14 protein-coding genes and 1 riboswitch are annotated in these 14,746 nt (G+C 71.3%); of the genes, 7 read left to right on the top strand and 7 right to left on the bottom strand.

From position 1 onward, the window contains the following. Positions 1-33 precede the first annotated feature (33 nt). On the bottom strand, positions 34-723 hold the full coding sequence (locus O7616_RS18625; RefSeq protein ID WP_282303174.1) for a helix-turn-helix domain-containing protein: 690 nt from the start codon (positions 721-723) through the stop codon (positions 34-36). A 61-nt stretch (positions 724-784) separates the two neighbouring features. On the opposite strand from O7616_RS18625, the gene O7616_RS18620 reads away from it, so the two are divergent. From O7616_RS18620 to O7616_RS18600, 5 genes are all read left to right on the top strand, one after another. After that, entirely contained in the window at positions 785-1,618 is an 834-nt protein-coding gene (locus O7616_RS18620) for an alpha/beta fold hydrolase (protein ID WP_282303173.1), read from the top strand. 140 nt (positions 1,619-1,758) lie between these two features. Then, on the top strand, positions 1,759-2,706 hold the full coding sequence (locus O7616_RS18615) for an ion transporter (RefSeq protein WP_282303172.1): 948 nt from the start codon (positions 1,759-1,761) through the stop codon (positions 2,704-2,706). Between the two features lie 75 nt (positions 2,707-2,781). Further along, complete coding sequence (locus O7616_RS18610) at positions 2,782-3,951, top strand: acyl-CoA dehydrogenase family protein (protein WP_282303171.1); 1,170 nt, start codon at positions 2,782-2,784, stop codon at positions 3,949-3,951. Beyond that, the gene (locus O7616_RS18605) at positions 3,951-4,796 is read left to right on the top strand and encodes a PhnD/SsuA/transferrin family substrate-binding protein (RefSeq protein ID WP_282303170.1); all 846 of its coding nucleotides are present in this window, start codon (positions 3,951-3,953) and stop codon (positions 4,794-4,796) included. Before O7616_RS18610 ends, O7616_RS18605 begins: the two co-directional genes overlap by 1 nt. Beyond that, entirely contained in the window at positions 4,793-6,010 is a 1,218-nt protein-coding gene (locus O7616_RS18600) for a ferritin-like domain-containing protein (protein ID WP_282303169.1), read from the top strand. Before O7616_RS18605 ends, O7616_RS18600 begins: the two co-directional genes overlap by 4 nt. 51 nt (positions 6,011-6,061) lie before the next feature. On the opposite strand, the gene O7616_RS18595 is transcribed toward O7616_RS18600, so the two are convergent. Continuing rightward, on the bottom strand, positions 6,062-6,412 hold the full coding sequence (locus tag O7616_RS18595) for a DUF1330 domain-containing protein (RefSeq protein ID WP_282303168.1): 351 nt from the start codon (positions 6,410-6,412) through the stop codon (positions 6,062-6,064). A 123-nt stretch (positions 6,413-6,535) separates the two neighbouring features. Next, complete coding sequence (locus O7616_RS18590; protein WP_282303167.1) at positions 6,536-7,126, bottom strand: TetR/AcrR family transcriptional regulator; 591 nt, start codon at positions 7,124-7,126, stop codon at positions 6,536-6,538. A gap of 115 nt (positions 7,127-7,241) precedes the next feature. On the opposite strand from O7616_RS18590, the gene O7616_RS18585 reads away from it, so the two are divergent. Then, entirely contained in the window at positions 7,242-7,595 is a 354-nt protein-coding gene (locus O7616_RS18585) for a TraR/DksA C4-type zinc finger protein (protein ID WP_282303166.1), read from the top strand. 15 nt (positions 7,596-7,610) lie between these two features. Here O7616_RS18585 and O7616_RS18580 read toward each other — a convergent pair whose 3' ends face one another. After that, positions 7,611-8,108 (bottom strand): GNAT family N-acetyltransferase, encoded by a 498-nt coding sequence (locus tag O7616_RS18580; RefSeq protein ID WP_282303165.1) that lies wholly within the window; start codon positions 8,106-8,108, stop codon positions 7,611-7,613. After that, complete coding sequence (gene eno, locus O7616_RS18575) at positions 8,108-9,379, bottom strand: phosphopyruvate hydratase (protein WP_282303164.1); 1,272 nt, start codon at positions 9,377-9,379, stop codon at positions 8,108-8,110. Before eno ends, O7616_RS18580 begins: the two co-directional genes overlap by 1 nt. Positions 9,380-9,497: 118 nt before the next feature. Here eno and O7616_RS18570 point away from each other — a divergent pair, with 118 nt between their 5' ends. Continuing rightward, entirely contained in the window at positions 9,498-10,412 is a 915-nt protein-coding gene (locus O7616_RS18570; RefSeq protein WP_282303163.1) for a MerR family transcriptional regulator, read from the top strand. Here the strand turns inward: O7616_RS18570 and O7616_RS18565 are convergent. Both O7616_RS18565 and O7616_RS18560 read right to left on the bottom strand, forming a co-directional pair. Continuing rightward, positions 10,409-11,404, bottom strand: coding sequence for a ribonucleotide-diphosphate reductase subunit beta (locus tag O7616_RS18565; protein ID WP_282307666.1), 996 nt, complete (start codon positions 11,402-11,404; stop codon positions 10,409-10,411). The two genes, O7616_RS18570 and O7616_RS18565, sit on opposite strands and share 4 nt — an antisense overlap. A gap of 47 nt (positions 11,405-11,451) precedes the next feature. Beyond that, the gene (locus tag O7616_RS18560; RefSeq protein ID WP_282307665.1) at positions 11,452-13,785 is read right to left on the bottom strand and encodes a ribonucleoside-diphosphate reductase subunit alpha; all 2,334 of its coding nucleotides are present in this window, start codon (positions 13,783-13,785) and stop codon (positions 11,452-11,454) included. A 189-nt stretch (positions 13,786-13,974) separates the two neighbouring features. Further along, positions 13,975-14,189, bottom strand: a riboswitch (cobalamin riboswitch). Between the last annotated feature and the right edge of the window lie 557 nt (positions 14,190-14,746).

Here is a 14,746-nt window from a genome sequence, read left to right as displayed (position 1 = left end):
GTGAGAGGCAGACGCCCGGCCGCCCGCCCGGGCCTACTCGCCCTGGTCCTGCTCCTCGATGAGCAGACCGGTCAGCAGGCCGCGCAGGGTTCGCTCGACGAGGTCCGCGCGGGGCGCCGGCCCGGAGGGCCGGCCGAACGCCGCGACCAGATGCGGGTACGCCGCGAGGTCGACCCCGGCGAGGTCGAACGCCCCTGCCGCGGCGTCGCGACGGGCGAAAAGACCCATCACGCCGGTCATCATCGCGATGGCCTCGAACTTCGCCGCGACGGGGCAGCGTACGGGCTCCAGGACGCGGATGCAGTTGTCGAACCAGGCCAGGCTCTCCGGGCCGACGCCGGACGGCCGGTGGATCACGTCGAGCAGCCACGGATGCGCGCCGAACAGGGCCAGCTGCCGACGCCCCAACAGCACCATCGTGTCCAACCATCCGCCGTCCGCCTGCGGGTACGGCCGTAACTCCCCCACCGCCCGGTCGGTCATCAGGTCCAGCAGGTCGTCCCGGGACGACAGGTACCGGTAGAGGGATCCGGCCCCCGTGCCGAGCGCGCCGGCCACGGCGCGCATCGACACCGCGGCCAGCCCTTCGGCGTCGGCCAGGGCGACGGCGGCCGCGACGATCGCGTCCCGGCTGTGCGCCGGAGCGGGACCACGGCTGCCCCGTTCGGGCCTGTTCCAGATCGACTGCCGGTCGGCGCCGGTACTCGCGGGTGCGTCGCTCACCGATCTACTGTAAACTGCAAACGTCGTTCGCAGTTGTTGTCGGCGTCGAAGGGGACCAATCATGGAACAGGTCAGAGCACGGGACGGCGCGGCGATCGTCCTGCACTCCACGGGGGCGGGGCCGGGAATCGTCCTGGTGCACGGCGGTGGCACGACGATCGACGTCTACCGGCGGCTGGCCCGGGCGCTCGCCGACCGGTTCACCGTGCACCTCTACAACCGACGGGGGCGGGCCGACGCGCCACCGAGGCCCGCGCCCTACACCGCGGACCAGGAGATCGGCGACCTCGCCGCCGTGCTGGAGCACACCGGCGCGGCCAACGTCATCGGCCACAGCAGTGGAGGTTTCCTGGCGCTCGAAGCCGCACTCCGACTACCGATCGACCGGCTCGCCCTCTACGACGCCGCGATCTCGATCGACGGCAGCTTCCCGTCGGCGTGGCTGCCGTCCGCGCGGGCGGCGGCGGAGGCCGGTGACACCGCTCGGGCTCTCGCCATCACGACCGCCGGGATCAACTCGCACATGGCGGCGGGGAAGCTCCCGCTCGGCGTCCGGATCGCGATCATCCGCGCCTTCCTGCGTACGCCGATCGGTCGGACCATGGGCGAGCTGCTGCCGACCACGTTGGAGGAGACGGCCCTGATCCTGGCGCACGACGGCCCGGCCACCCGCTGGGCCGGGGTGAAGGCCGAGGTGCTGCTGGCCTGCGGTGCCGACGGTCCGCCCTACTACGTGCAGCAGAACGCCGCGCTGGCCCGCGCGCTGCCGCGCGCCCGGACGCTGACGATCGCGCGCAGCGGCCACGACGCCATCAACCGGGCGCATCCGCGGATCGTCGACCCCCTCGCCGCGTTCTTCACAGCGCCGGTGACGCCGGAGCGGGCGGTTCACTGACGAGCGGCATGTGATCGCGCACCGTCATTGATCTTGGCTAGGCTGGTGGGCATGCCCGCCCACCAGCCGCACCGCCCCGACGACGGCCGGAGGTGGGCACCCACCGCCGCCCCGGCGCGCCCGATCGAGCCGGCCGGCTGGTGAGCGACGCACCGGTGCCCGCCCAGCGAGGTGAGCCTGCCACGTCCCCGCGCCACCGCTCCGGCTGGGCCGCCCGCTGCGCACGGCTCTCCCGGTCGCGCCCCTTCGAGATCGCCATCGTCGTGGTCATCCTCGCCAACGGGATCGTGCTCGGCCTGGAGACGTACGAGGATCTGAGCCCCGCGGGCACGGCACTGCACTGGCTGGAGTTGTTCTTCCGCGCCGTCTTCGTCGTCGAGATCGGTGTCCGGCTCGCGGCGTACGGCAGACGTCCGCAGGACTTCTTCCGGCACGGTTGGAACGTCTTCGACTTCGTGGTGATCGCGGCCATCTTCATACCGGGCCTGCACGGCGACCCGGCGCTGCTGCGGGTCGTGCGGGTCGCCCGCATGGTCCGACTGGTGCGGTTCTCACCGGGCCTGCGGACCATCGTGTCCGCGCTGTGGCGCAGCCTGCCGGGTGTCACCGGCTTCCTCGCCCTGGCGGTGGTGACGCTCTACGTGTACGGCATGGCCGGCTGGTTGATCTTCGGCAACAGGTATCCCGAGGAGTACGGCGACATCGGCCGGTCGCTGCTGACGCTGTTCGTACTGCTGTCGTTGGAGACCCTGCCGGACCTCATCGAGCAGGGCATGGCCATCTCACCGTGGACGCTGCTCTACTACGTCAGCTACGTCGTCATCACCGTCAACCTGCTGCTCAACATCCTCATCGCGGTCATCGTCAACTCGATGGAGGAGGCGCGCCGGTTGGAGATGACCGAACGGTTGGCCCCCGACTACGACGAGGACGGCGACGGCGTGCCGGACGAGGTGGACCGCATCGCGCTGACCCAACGGCTGGACGACCTGCGGGCGGTCATCGCCGAGTTGGAGCGGGAGTTGCGGATCGACCGGGAGGACGGGCACGGCCGACCGCACCGGGACGGCACCCGCACCGGACGGTGATCCGACACTCGCGCTCCGTACTCCACGTCGGATAGTCTCGGCGACGGTCCCACCGCTTCGGCCGAAGGGGCGCCAATGACGTCCACCGTCGACAGTCGTCAATCCACCGCGGATGTCACCGAAACGCTCGGCACCGTCATCGACGAGGTGATCCGGCCGCAGGCGGCGGCGATCGACCGGGAGGGCGTCTTCCCTCGGGAGGGCGTCGACGCCCTCGGCGCAGCGGGCCTGCTCGGTCTGGCCTCCTCTCCCGAGGTCGGCGGCGGCGGCCACGGCATGCGGACGGTCGCCGGGGTCGTCGAGCGGCTGGCCGCCGAGTGTGGCTCCACCGCGATGGTGGTGCTCATGCACTACGCGGCGACCGCCGTGATCGAGGCGCACGGCCCGCGCGACGTCCGCGCGGCCATCGCGACCGGCCGCCACCTCACCACGCTGGCCTTCTCCGAGTACGGGTCGCGCAGCCACTTCTGGTCGCCGACCGGCACCGCGACCCGCACCGACGACGGCAGCGTCCGCCTCGATGCACGTAAGAGCTGGGTCACATCGGCCGGCGAGGCCACCAGCTACGTCTGGTCGAGCCTCCCGCTCTCCGGCGACGCCGGTCCGATGACGCTGTGGCTCGTGCCGGCCGACAGCGCCGGCCTGACCGTGAGCGGCGGCTTCGACGGGCTCGGCCTGCGCGGCAACGGCTCCCGGCCGATGACCGCCGACGGGCTACTGGTCCCGTCGACGGCGATGATGGCGGCCGACGGCGCCGGGCTCGACACCGCCCTCGGCGCGGTCCTGCCCTGGTTCCTGGTGCTCAACGCCGCGTTCTGCCTCGGTCTCGCCGACAGCGCGGTCGCCGAGGCGGGTCGGCACCTCACCGCGACCACGCTCGCGCACACCGGCGCCGCCCTGCGCGACGCGCCGGTCACCCGCCGGGACTTCGCCCGACTGATGATCCGCACCGACGCGTTGCGCGCCTTCCTGGGCGACACCCTCACCGCCCTGGAGACCGGCCGCGCCGACGCGATGCTGCGGGTGCTGCAGGTCAAGGCGCTCGCCGGGGAGACTGTCGCCGAGGTGACCGACGGCGCGATGCAGCTCTGCGGCGGCAGCGCGTTCCGCAATGAGCTGGGCCTCGAACGTCGTTTCCGGGACTCGCGCGCCGCCCGGGTGATGGCGCCCACGACCGACGCGCTGCTCGACTTCGTCGGTCGGGTCGCCACCGGTCTGCCACTGCTCGACGAGGCGAATCGCTGATGCCGGCGCCCAGCGTCCTGATGGGTGCGGTCGCGTACGACCCCAAGGTGGTGACCATCTGGGAGGGCTTCCGCGCCTGGCTGCGCGGACGCGGCCTGGGCTTCGACTTCGTCCTCTACTCGCACTACGAGCGGCAGGTCGAGGATCTCGTCGCCGGGCGGATCGACGCGGCGTGGAACTCTCCCCTGGCCTGGCTGCGCGCCGAGCGACTGGCGCTCGCCAACGGCACGAGGGTGCGCGCGCTGACGATGCGCGACACCGACCAGGACCTCACCTCGGTCGTGGTGGTCCGGGCCGACTCACCCGTGCGCACGGTCGCCGACCTGGCCGGGCTGACGGTCGCGGTCGGAGCGGTGGACAGCCCCCAGGCGACGTTGATCCCGCTGAGCCACCTCGCGGCGGCCGGGGTCGCTGTCGACGTACGCCGCTTCGATGTCGGCGTCGGCCTGCACGGCGACCACGTCGGCGGTGAGCGCGACGCGGCCCGCGCCCTGGTCGGCGGGTCTGTCGACGCCGCCTGCATGATCGACGCGAACCACCTGGCATTCGTCCAGGAGGGCACCCTGCCGCCGGACGGCACCCGGATCGTCGCGCAGACCACACCGTACGACCACTGCAACATGACCGTCCGCGAGCCGGAGTCCCCCGGGGTCCGGCTCTTCGGCACGTTGCTGCTCGGCATGTCGTACGCCGATCCGCAGGTGCGTCCGCTGCTCGACCTGGAGGGGCTGACGGCCTGGAAGGACGGTCGGACCACGGGGTACGACTCCCTGGCCGCCGCTGTCGACGCCGCCGGCTTCTACTCCCCGGACGGGCGGGTGACGGCACCGGACTACCGGCCGTGAACGCGGCACCGGCCGCCGACGCCGAGGTCCACCTCGGCGAGTTGGGTTTCGGCCGGGGGGCGCACCTGCTGGTGCAGCGTGCCCTGGCCCGGTTGCCGCCCGGCGGTCGGCTGGCTGTCCTCGGGGGCGACCCGGCGGTGCCGGTGCACCTGCCCGCCTGGTGCCGTGGCCGGGGCCACCGGGTCGAGTCGCCCGGTCCGGGTGACCGGAGCGGCCTGGTCGCGGTGATCGTGCGAGGCACGGCGGACGACGACCGCTGGTTCGGCGCGGAGCGGGCCGGGCCGGCTCTACCGACGACGCTCAGCAGTCGTCCGCCGGCGCGGTGGGGGCTCGGTGTCCGGGGCGCGCTGCTCGAAGCAGGCGGCCCCGAGGCCCGCTTCGACCTGGACGACCGCGACCTGGTGTGGGCCGACGTCGCCCCGCACCTCTACGCGCAGGCGGCGGCGCGGCAGTGGGACCCGCAGACCGCGGTGCCCTGGGACGACCCGTTCGACCTGCCGTCCGACGTCGAGGCCGCCGTGGTGCAGGTGATGACCTACCTGGTCGAGAACGAGCAGGCCGCGCTCGTCGTGCCGGCCCGGTTCGTCGGGCGGATCCACCCGCATTTCCGCGAGGTGGTGCAGCTCCTCGCCGTGCAGATGGCCGACGAGGCCCGGCACATGGAGGTGTTCGGGCGGCGGGCGCTGCTGCGCGGCGCCGAGCTGGGTACGTCGTCGGCGGGCGGTCGGCAGTCGCTGTTCACCCTCGTCGCGGAGTCCGACTTCGCGTTGGCCTCGTTCCTGCTCTCCGTGCTCGGCGAGGGCAGCTTCGTCGACCTGCTCTCGTTCCTGCACCGGTTCGCACCGGATGAGGTGACCCGCCGGATCTGCTGGCTCGCCATGCAGGACGAGCGTCGACACGTGGTGTTCGGCATGGCCCACCTGGAGCATCAGGCACGGCTCGACCCGCTGCTGCGCGACCGGCTGCGGGCGGCCATCCACCGTCGCCACGACGCGCTCGCCGACACCGCCGGCCTCAACGCGGACGTCTTCGACGCGCTCGTGGTGCTCGCCGCGGGCGGTTGGCATCCCGACGACGTGTCCGCCGGCTTCGACCGCGTGCAGGCCCTGCAACGGGCGATGGACCAGGGCCGCCAGCGCCGACTGGTACGCCTGGGTTTCCGGCCCGACGAGGCTGCCGCGCTGTCGGCCCTGCACACCCGCAACTTCATGTAGGCGCGGCCCCCGCGCACGCCACGTCGTACCCGGGGGCCGAGGTCCCGCACGTCACTGGCCGAGCAGGGTCCGGATCTGCTGCGCGTAGCCGGCCACGGTGAACTCCGGGCCGACCGAGTCCACCAGGATCAGGTCGTTGATGGTGTGTGCGGTGCGCAGCGACAGGATCTCCTGGTACTCGGGCGAGTTGTACCAGGCCTTCGCGGTCTCCGCGTCCGGGAACTCGATCAGGACGACCGATCCGGGCCAGGCGCCCTCGATGACCTGCACCGCGGCGTCGACGGCGAGCCACCTGGCGCCGTACGCCTCGGTGGTGGCCTGGACCAGCTCCAGGTACCGCAGGGACTCCTCGGTGGGCACGCCGCCGGGGATACGCAGGTGGTTGATCAGGTATGTGCTCATGTCCGACTCCTCAGTGTGGGTGATGGGCCTGCCCGTCGTGGGCGTACGACCGGTCGTCTTATAACTGGTAAAAGCTGCGACTCAGGGGCCACACCCCTCGTCACGGCCGGCGATCGACAGGGATCAGATGAGAACCCGCGTCGTGGTGATCGTGAAGAACTCCCGCAGGGCATCCGGGTTGCCGGAAGCCTTCGCCCGCGCTGCCGCCCCCTCGTAGCCGGAGACCACGAAGCCGGCGAGGTCGCGGGCAGGTTCGTCGCCGTGCAGCTCGTCGGCGGCGCGCGCCTGCTCGATCGCCACGGTCAGCGCGGCGACCCACCGGCCGAAGCCGGCGTCCACGGCGGCGCGTAGGACGTCACTGTGCGCGGGGATCTCGCTGGCGAAGTTGCCGAGCAGGCATCCCCGGTCCCCCATGGTGTCGCCGAGGCCGGTGATGTAGCGGAGGTGATCGACGATCCGCTCGCGCGGCGTGCCGCCCTGCTTCTCGTCGAGCATCTCCAACCCCATCGCCGCGGAGTATCTCGCCACCGAGTCGAGGGCGAGATCCTCCTTGCTGGCGAAGTGGTTGTAGAAGGTGCCCTTGGGCGCTCCGGCGGCGGCGACGATGTCCTGAACGCTCGTGCCGTTGTAGCCGCGCAGGTGGAACAGGTCCAACGCGGCGTCGGACAGCCGTTGCCGCGTCCCGGCGGAGGCGGACGACTTCGGTCGTGGCATCTCGGGCTCCTTCCGATCGGCGGTTCCGGCTCGCTGACACCACGAACGATATGACCGGTCGTCTCGGAATGCAAACACTGTGACCACGGTCATTCGGCAGTACCGTGGAGCGACCATGGACCGGAACACCGACGCGATCCGCGAGGAACTGCAGCGGCTGCGCCAGCAGACCGAGGCGCAGGTCACCGCCCTCGACGGCGACCTGCGCAACCTCTTCGAAGCGTCCCGGGCGTCGAACGCCGACGACGAGCACGACCCCGAAGGCGCCACGATCGCCTTCGAACGCGCACAGCTCAGCGCGGTCCTGGACGCGGCCCGCCGACGCCTCGCCGAGTTGGACGTCGCACTGCACCGGGTCGACGACGGCAGCTACGGCGTGTGCGAACGGTGCCGTCGTCCCATTCCCGCCGAGCGGCTGGCCGCCCGCCCGTCGGCGCGTACCTGCGTCGCCTGCGCCGACCGACGCTGACGGGGAGTGGGACCGTCAGGTGATGACGGCGCTGCGCCGCTCCAGCAGGACCACGTCACGCCAGCGTCCGTAGTGACGACCAACCCGCTCGCGTACGCCGACCACCCGGAACCCGGCCCGCTGGTGGAGCGCCAGACTGGCGGCGTTCTCCGGGAAGATCCCGGACTGGATCGTCCAGATGCCGGCCGCCTCGGTGGAGCTGATCAGCGCATCCAGCAGCAGTCGACCGGCACCACGGCCCTGGGCGGCCGGGTCCACGTAGACGGAGTGTTCGACCACACCGGCGTACACCGCCCGGGTGGAGGTCGGCGAGGCGGCGACCCAGCCGAGGACCGCGCCGAGGCGGTCGACGGCCACGAACCGGTGCGCGGTCAGACGCGCGACGTCGAACGCCACCCAGGTCGGCGCGGTGACCTCGAAGCTGGCGTTGCCGGCGTCGAGGCCGGCCTGGTAGATCGCCAGGACCCGACCGGCGTCGCCGTCGGTCATCGGCCGGATCGTGACGTCGACCATCAGCGGGTTTCCCTCCCGGCGTAGACGGCGCGGTCGCCGAGCTCCTCCTCGATGCGGATGAGCTGGTTGTACTTGGCCGTACGATCCGAGCGCGACAGCGACCCGGTCTTGATCTGGCCGCAGCCTACGCCCACGGCCAGGTCGGCGATCGTGGTGTCCTCGGTCTCGCCGGAGCGGTGTGACATCACCACCCGGTACCCCGCCTTGTGGGCGGCGTCGACGGTCGCGAGAGCCTCGGTGAGCGTGCCGATCTGGTTGACCTTGACCAGGATGGCGTTGGCGTAACCGCCCTCGATCCCGTCGCGCAGCCGGTCGACGTCCGTGCAGAAGACGTCGTCGCCGACCAACTGCACCCGCTCCCCCGCCAGTGCCGTCAGCCGCTGCCAGCCGGCGATGTCGTCCTCGGCCATCGGGTCCTCGATCGAGGTGATCGGGTACCGGGTGGCCAGGTCCACCAGCAGGTCGATGTGCTCGTCCACGGTACGGCGACGTCCCTCGCCGACGTAGTCGTAGACGCCGTCGCGGTGGAACTCCGAGCTGGCCGGGTCGAGGCAGATCGCCACCTCGGTCCCGGGCTGGTAGCCGGCGTCCTCGACGGCGCGCACCACGAAGCGCAGCGCCTCGTCGGCGGTGGAGAAGTGCGGCGCGAACCCGCCCTCGTCGCCCACGTTGGTCTGGTGACCGGCAGCGGCCAGGGACGCCTTCAGGGTGTGGAAGACCTCCGAGCCGACCCGGACCGCCTCGGCGAAGGTCCGTGCCCCGACCGGGGCGATCATGAACTCCTGGAAGTCGAGCGGGTTGTCGGCGTGCGCGCCGCCGTTGATGATGTTCATCATCGGCACCGGCAGCAGGCGGGCGCCGACGCCGCCGACGTAGCGGTAGAGCGGCTGCCGGTGAGCCGCCGCCGCTGCCTTCGCCGTCGCCAGGGACACCGCGAGGATCGCGTTGGCGCCCAGTCGACTCTTGTCCTTCGAACCGTCGAGTTCGATCATCGTCTCGTCGACCAGCGCCTGATCCTCGGCGTCGAGCCCGAGCACCGCGTCGGCGATCTCGCCGTTGACGGCGGCGACCGCCGTCGTGACGCCCCTGCCGTGGAAGCGGGCGGGATCCCCGTCGCGCAGCTCGACCGCCTCGTTCGCCCCGGTGGACGCGCCGGACGGTACGGCCGCCCGGCCGATCGAGCCGTCGCGGAGTTCCACGTCGGCCTCCACCGTCGGGTTGCCCCGGCTGTCGAGAATCTGCCGAGCACGCACCCGATTGATTGCCGTCATCACACACTCCCTGGTCACACTGCCTTTTCACCGCCAGACTGGCAGGAAACGACGGTCCTGGCACCGCGACGATGGACACGTTGACCCGTACCCCAGGGTCCGGGTTTAGGGTCGCGGGATGCGGGTTGGTGAGCTGGCACGACGGACCGGGACGACGGTCCGGGCACTGCGGTACTACGAGTCGGCCGGGCTGGTCGTGCCGAGGCGGCTCGGCAACGGCTACCGCGAGTACGACCCGATCGCGGTGCGGCTGGTGGCGCAGATCCGCGAGCTGATGGCACTCGGCCTCACCGTCGAGGAGACCCGCCCGTTCGTCGAGTCGATCGCCGGTGGCGCCGACGACACCGACGTGTGTGCGGCGGCGGTGGCGACCTACCGCAGCACCATCACCAACCTCCAGGAACGGATCGGCAGGCTGACCGCCCAGCGGGACGCGCTGGACGCGCGCCTGGACGCCGCCGCGACCCAGGTCGTACCCGGCGGTGACGAGGCCGGGGGCGACCCCGCCGCGCTGGTCGGCACCAGCCTGCCGTCCCTGTCCTTCTACGGCACCGACGGCCGCCCGGTCGACCTCGGCGCTCTCGGCGGCGGACGCACCGTCGTCTTCGTCTACCCACTGACCGGGCGGCCGGGCGTCGACCTGCCCAACGGGCTGTTGGAGGTCCACGGCGCCCGGGGCAGCACCGAGCAGGCCGCGTGGTTCCGCGACCACCACGCGGAACTCCGCGCGGCCGGCGCCGCCCGGGTGTACGGCCTGTCCGCGCAGTCGACCGGGTACCAGCGGGAACTGGCGTACCGGTTGCGGCTGCCCTACCCACTGATCCCGGACCCGAGGCTGACCCTGGCCACCGCGCTGCGGCTGCCGACCCGCACCGCTGGTGACATGACGCTCTACGAGCGGCTGACCCTGGTCGTCGCCGACGGCGTGGTGGAACACGTCTTCCACCCGATCCCGGACCCGGCGTCGCACCCCCTGCACGTGATGCGATGGCTCACCAAGCGACGCCGGGCCCCCGGACCGGTCGCCGCCTAGAAGTCGTCGTCGAAGGCGACGGTGCCGGTCACCCCGACCTGGTACGCGGACACCCGCCGCTCGAAGAAGTTGGACAGCTCCTGCACGTCCTGCAACTCCATGAAGGCGAACGGGTTGCCCGACCCGTAGTGCGGGGCGATGCCGAGCTGGGCGAGGCGACGGTCGGCGACGTGCTGGAGGTACTCCCGCATGTCGGCCAGGGTCAGGCCGGGCACACCCTGGCCCAACAGGTCCTCGGCGAACTGCACCTCGCACTCGACGGCCTCGGTGAGCATCTGCCGCACATGGTCGGCGAGGTCGTCGTCGAACAGGTCCGGCTCCTCGGCGCGGACGGTGTCCACGACGTCGAACGCGAACGCCATGTGCATGGACTCGTCGCGGAACACCCAGTTGGTGCCGGAGGCGAGCCCGTGCAGCAGGCCACGGGAGCGCAGGAAGTAGACGTACGCGAACGCCCCGTAGAAGAACAGCCCCTCGATGCAGGCGGCGAAGCAGATCAGGTTGAGCAGGAACGCCCGCCGGTCCTCGCGCGAGCGCAGCTCCCGCAGGTCGCCCAGGGAGTCGATCCAGCGGAAGCAGAACTCGGCCTTGCGGCGGATCGAGGGGATGTTCTCGATCGCGGCGAACGCCTCGAACCGCTCGGTCTCGTCGGGCACGTACGTGTCGAGCAGATTGAGATAGAACTGGACGTGCACAGCCTCCTCGAACAGTTGCCGGGACAGGTAGAGGCGACCCTCGGGGCTGTTGACGTGCTGGTACAGGTTGAGCACCAGGTTGTTCGCGACGATCGTGTCCCCGGTGGCGAAGAACGCCACCAGGCGGCTGACCAGGTGCCGCTCGGCCGGCGACAGCTTGTCCAGGTCGGTGAGGTCGGCGTGCAGATCGACCTCCTCGACCGTCCAGGTGTTGCGGATGGCGTCGCGGAACCGGTCGAAGAAGTGCGGGTAGCGCATCGGGCGGAGGGTGAGGTCCATCCCGGGGTCGAGCAGCATGTGCGTGGTCCTCGTCTCGGCGGTGGTGGCGGTGGTGTCGGCGACGGTCACTGGCAGGCCTCGCACGACTCGGGGTTCTCCAGCGAGCAGGCCAGCGCCTCCGCGTCGAGCGCGACGGGCGCGACAGCGACGGGCGCGACGGCGCTGACGGTGGCCTGCTGGATCCGCGTCGCGGGGCGCGAGCGCAGGTAGTAGGTGGTCTTCAGCCCGGCCTTCCAGGCGTACAGGTACATCGAGGAGAGCTTGCCGATGGTCGGCGCGGCCAGGAACAGGTTCAGCGACTGCGACTGGTCGATGAACGGGGCACGGGCGGCGGCCAGGTCGATCAGCGCCCGCTGCGGCAGCTCCCACGCGGTGCGGAACAACTCCCGGACACCGACCGGCAGCTCGGCGATGTCCTGCACCGACCCCTCGGCCCGCTTGATCGCCGACCGGATCCGGTCGGTCCACAGACCACGGGCCTTCAGCTCGCGGACCAGAGCGGTGTTGACCTGGAGGAACTCCCCGGACAGCGTCTCGCGCTTGAACAGGTTGGACACCTGCGGCTCGATGCACTCGTAGCACCCGGCGATCGAGGCGATGGTCGCGGTCGGGGCGACGGCCACCAGCAGCGAGTTACGCAGCCCGTGCGCCGCGACCTGCTCCCGCAGCGCGTCCCACCGGGCGGTCTGCGTACCCTCGACGCCCCACAGGTCCGGTTGCAGGTCGCCCCGCGCGGCCCGGGTCTGCGGGTACGCCGGGTGCGCACCGACCCGGCGGGCCAGGTCGGCGGAGGTCTCCAGCGCGGTCAGGTACAACTCCTCGCTGACCCGGGTGGACAGCTCCCGCGCGGCCGGCGAGTCGAACGGCAGCCGCAGCGCGAAGAAGACGTCCTGCAGGCCCATCAGCCCGAGCCCGACGGGCCGCCAGCGGGGGTTGCTCGCCGCCGCCTGCGCGGTCGGGTAGTAGTTGATGTCGATGACCCGGTCGAGGAAGGTCACCGCGGTACGGACCGTGGCGCGCAGCCGCTCCCAGTCGATGCCACCGTCGACGAGGTGGGCGGCGAGGTTCACCGAGCCGAGGTTGCACACGGCGGTCTCGGCGTCGCTGGACACCTCGACGATCTCGGTGCAGAGGTTGGACAGGTGCACCACGTTGCCCGGTTCGGCGGTCTGGTTGCACAGCCGGTTCGACGCGTCCTTGAAGGTCATCCACCCGTTGCCGGTCTGGGCCAGGGTCCGCATCATCTTCCCGTACAGCTCCCGCGCCGGGACCTGCCGGACGTAGCGGCCCTGCGCCTCGGCCTCGCGGTACGCGGCGTCGAACCGCTCCCCCCACAGGTCGGGCAGTTCAGGCACCTCGTGCGGGTCGAACAGCGACCACATCTCGTCGGCCTCGACCCGGCGCATGAACTCGTCGGGCACCCAGTTGGCCAGGTTCAGATTGTGGGTGCGGCGGGCGTCCTCGCCGGTGTTGTCCCGCAGGTGCAGGAACTCCTCGACGTCCGGGTGCCACGGCTCCAGGTAGACGCACGCCGCGCCCTTGCGCCGGCCGCCCTGGTTGACCGCCGCGACGCTCGCGTCCAGCGTGCGCAGCCACGGCACGATCCCGTTGGACTGCCCGTTGGTGCCCCGGATCAGGGCGCCCCGGGACCGGACCCGGGAGTACGCGATGCCGATGCCACCGGCGAACTTGGACAGGTTGGCGACCTGGGCGTAGCGCGCGTAGATCGAGTCCAACTCGTCCAGCGGTGAGTCGACCAGGTAGCAGGAGGACATCTGGGTGTGCCGGGTGCCGGAGTTGAACAGGGTCGGCGAGCTGGGCAGGTAGGCCAGGCTGGACATCAGCCGGTAGAAGCCGACCGCCTCGTCCGGCGTACGGGACAGGCCACAGGCCACCCGCAGCAGCCAGTACTGGGGGGTCTCCAGCACCAGCCGGCTGGTGGGGTGGCGCAGCAGGTACCTGTCGTACACCGTGCGCAGCCCGAAGTACTCGAACCGCCGGTCGCCGTCCGCGTCGACGGCCTCGTCGAGCACCGCGGCGTGGGCGGCGACGAACGCGGCGGTGTCGTCTCCGATCAGGCCCTCGGTGTGGCCGGTCCGGATCGCCGCGCTGAACGAGGCGATGCCCTGCCGACGCACCTCCTTGTCGACGTAGCCGGCCAGCAACCGGGCGGCGAGGCGCGAGTACTGCGGTTCCTCACCGATCATCTCGGCCGCGGTCTGGATGGACAGCCGGTCCAGCTCGGCTGTCGTCGCGCCGTCGTACAGGCCGCTGATCGTGCGGGTGGCGACGCGCATCGGGTCGACGTCGGTCAGGTCGTCGGCCCACCGCTCGACCGCCCGGACGATCTTGTTCACGTCCACGGGTTCGGTGCCGCCGTCGCGCTTGCGGACCTGCATCGGCGTCCGCCGCTGGGCCGCGTCGGCACTGGCCGGGACTGCCTCGGTGACTGTCACCACTCGCTCCTCGGAGTTCGAGACCTGGGGGCCCGAACGCGGGGAGACAGACACCGACGGACGCCACGCCGGCGGCGGGGGTCAGGTGGCGTCAGCCGTCCCACGCGGCCTCGGACCGCCGCACACCCGGGTCCGGGTACGCGGCGCGCTGGCAGGTCTTCGGACTCGTGGGCACGACCGGGCTCGCCGGTCTCCTACCGGCCGTCGCTTCCCAGACCGTGTGGCCCAGTGCTGATGACGGCTGTCGTTCCCACTCACCGCTGCGGGACAGTCCCGGATTTCCACCGGGTTCCCTCTTGCCTCGATCGCTCCGGATGAGCGGCCGAACCAGCTGCGCTCGACACCATATATAGGGACCCAGCGGTTGTCACACCCCACATGTCGGTGTCGGCGTGTCGGCGACGGAGGCGGTGACGACCGTCACCCGAGCGCGGCCCGGCCGCCCGGTCCCAGACGGGCCCGAATGCCGACGACCCCGCAGTACGACGACGGCGGTCCACAAAGATGCGATGTATGCAGGATCCAGATGTAAGGAACCTTGCTCATAATCCACCGTCGATACGCTCAACGGAGGCGAACATCTAATCTTCAAGAACACCGCTCGACCGCCGATTCTCGCCCTCGATCCGACTGACGGGCGGCCGCTCGCGACCCGACACGCATCACCGGCCGGCGGTCCACATCGAACAACGCAAGCCCTTGAGCTGCGCCGAAGTCCTCGACCACAGGGGTCGAACGCGGACACTCGGCCCGCCGTGCGGGCTTCGGCGCCATCCTGGCGGTCGTCCGGGATCCGAACGCGGCACCCGCGAACGGCCGATTACCCGTCGGTCATCACCGACCAGAGACATTGGATGTCTGCACCGACCGGGTGATCGCCGTCGTTGACGCGCCTGATCCAGCC

Origin of the sequence: Micromonospora sp. WMMD964 (genome assembly GCF_029581455.1) — a bacterium.
Taxonomy (GTDB): domain Bacteria; phylum Actinomycetota; class Actinomycetes; order Mycobacteriales; family Micromonosporaceae; genus Micromonospora.
Note: the sequence above shows the minus strand (reverse complement) of the source record. Positions and strands in the feature narration are given on the sequence as shown.

What these genes read in the sequence shown, in the direction of transcription:
- O7616_RS18620 (WP_282303173.1), top strand. Translation starts at nt 785, where the DNA reads ATGGAACAGGTCAGAGCACGGGACGGCGCGGCGATCGTCCTGCACTCC.
- O7616_RS18610 (WP_282303171.1), top strand. Translation starts at nt 2,782, where the DNA reads ATGACGTCCACCGTCGACAGTCGTCAATCCACCGCGGATGTCACCGAA.
- O7616_RS18605 (WP_282303170.1), top strand. Translation starts at nt 3,951, where the DNA reads ATGCCGGCGCCCAGCGTCCTGATGGGTGCGGTCGCGTACGACCCCAAG.
- O7616_RS18595 (WP_282303168.1), bottom strand. Translation starts at nt 6,412, where the DNA reads ATGAGCACATACCTGATCAACCACCTGCGTATCCCCGGCGGCGTGCCC.
- O7616_RS18590 (WP_282303167.1), bottom strand. Translation starts at nt 7,126, where the DNA reads ATGCCACGACCGAAGTCGTCCGCCTCCGCCGGGACGCGGCAACGGCTG.
- O7616_RS18585 (WP_282303166.1), top strand. Translation starts at nt 7,242, where the DNA reads ATGGACCGGAACACCGACGCGATCCGCGAGGAACTGCAGCGGCTGCGC.
- O7616_RS18580 (WP_282303165.1), bottom strand. Translation starts at nt 8,108, where the DNA reads ATGGTCGACGTCACGATCCGGCCGATGACCGACGGCGACGCCGGTCGG.
- eno (WP_282303164.1), bottom strand. Translation starts at nt 9,379, where the DNA reads ATGACGGCAATCAATCGGGTGCGTGCTCGGCAGATTCTCGACAGCCGG.
- O7616_RS18570 (WP_282303163.1), top strand. Translation starts at nt 9,498, where the DNA reads ATGCGGGTTGGTGAGCTGGCACGACGGACCGGGACGACGGTCCGGGCA.
- O7616_RS18565 (WP_282307666.1), bottom strand. Translation starts at nt 11,404, where the DNA reads ATGCTGCTCGACCCCGGGATGGACCTCACCCTCCGCCCGATGCGCTAC.
- O7616_RS18560 (WP_282307665.1), bottom strand. Translation starts at nt 13,785, where the DNA reads ATGCAGGTCCGCAAGCGCGACGGCGGCACCGAACCCGTGGACGTGAAC.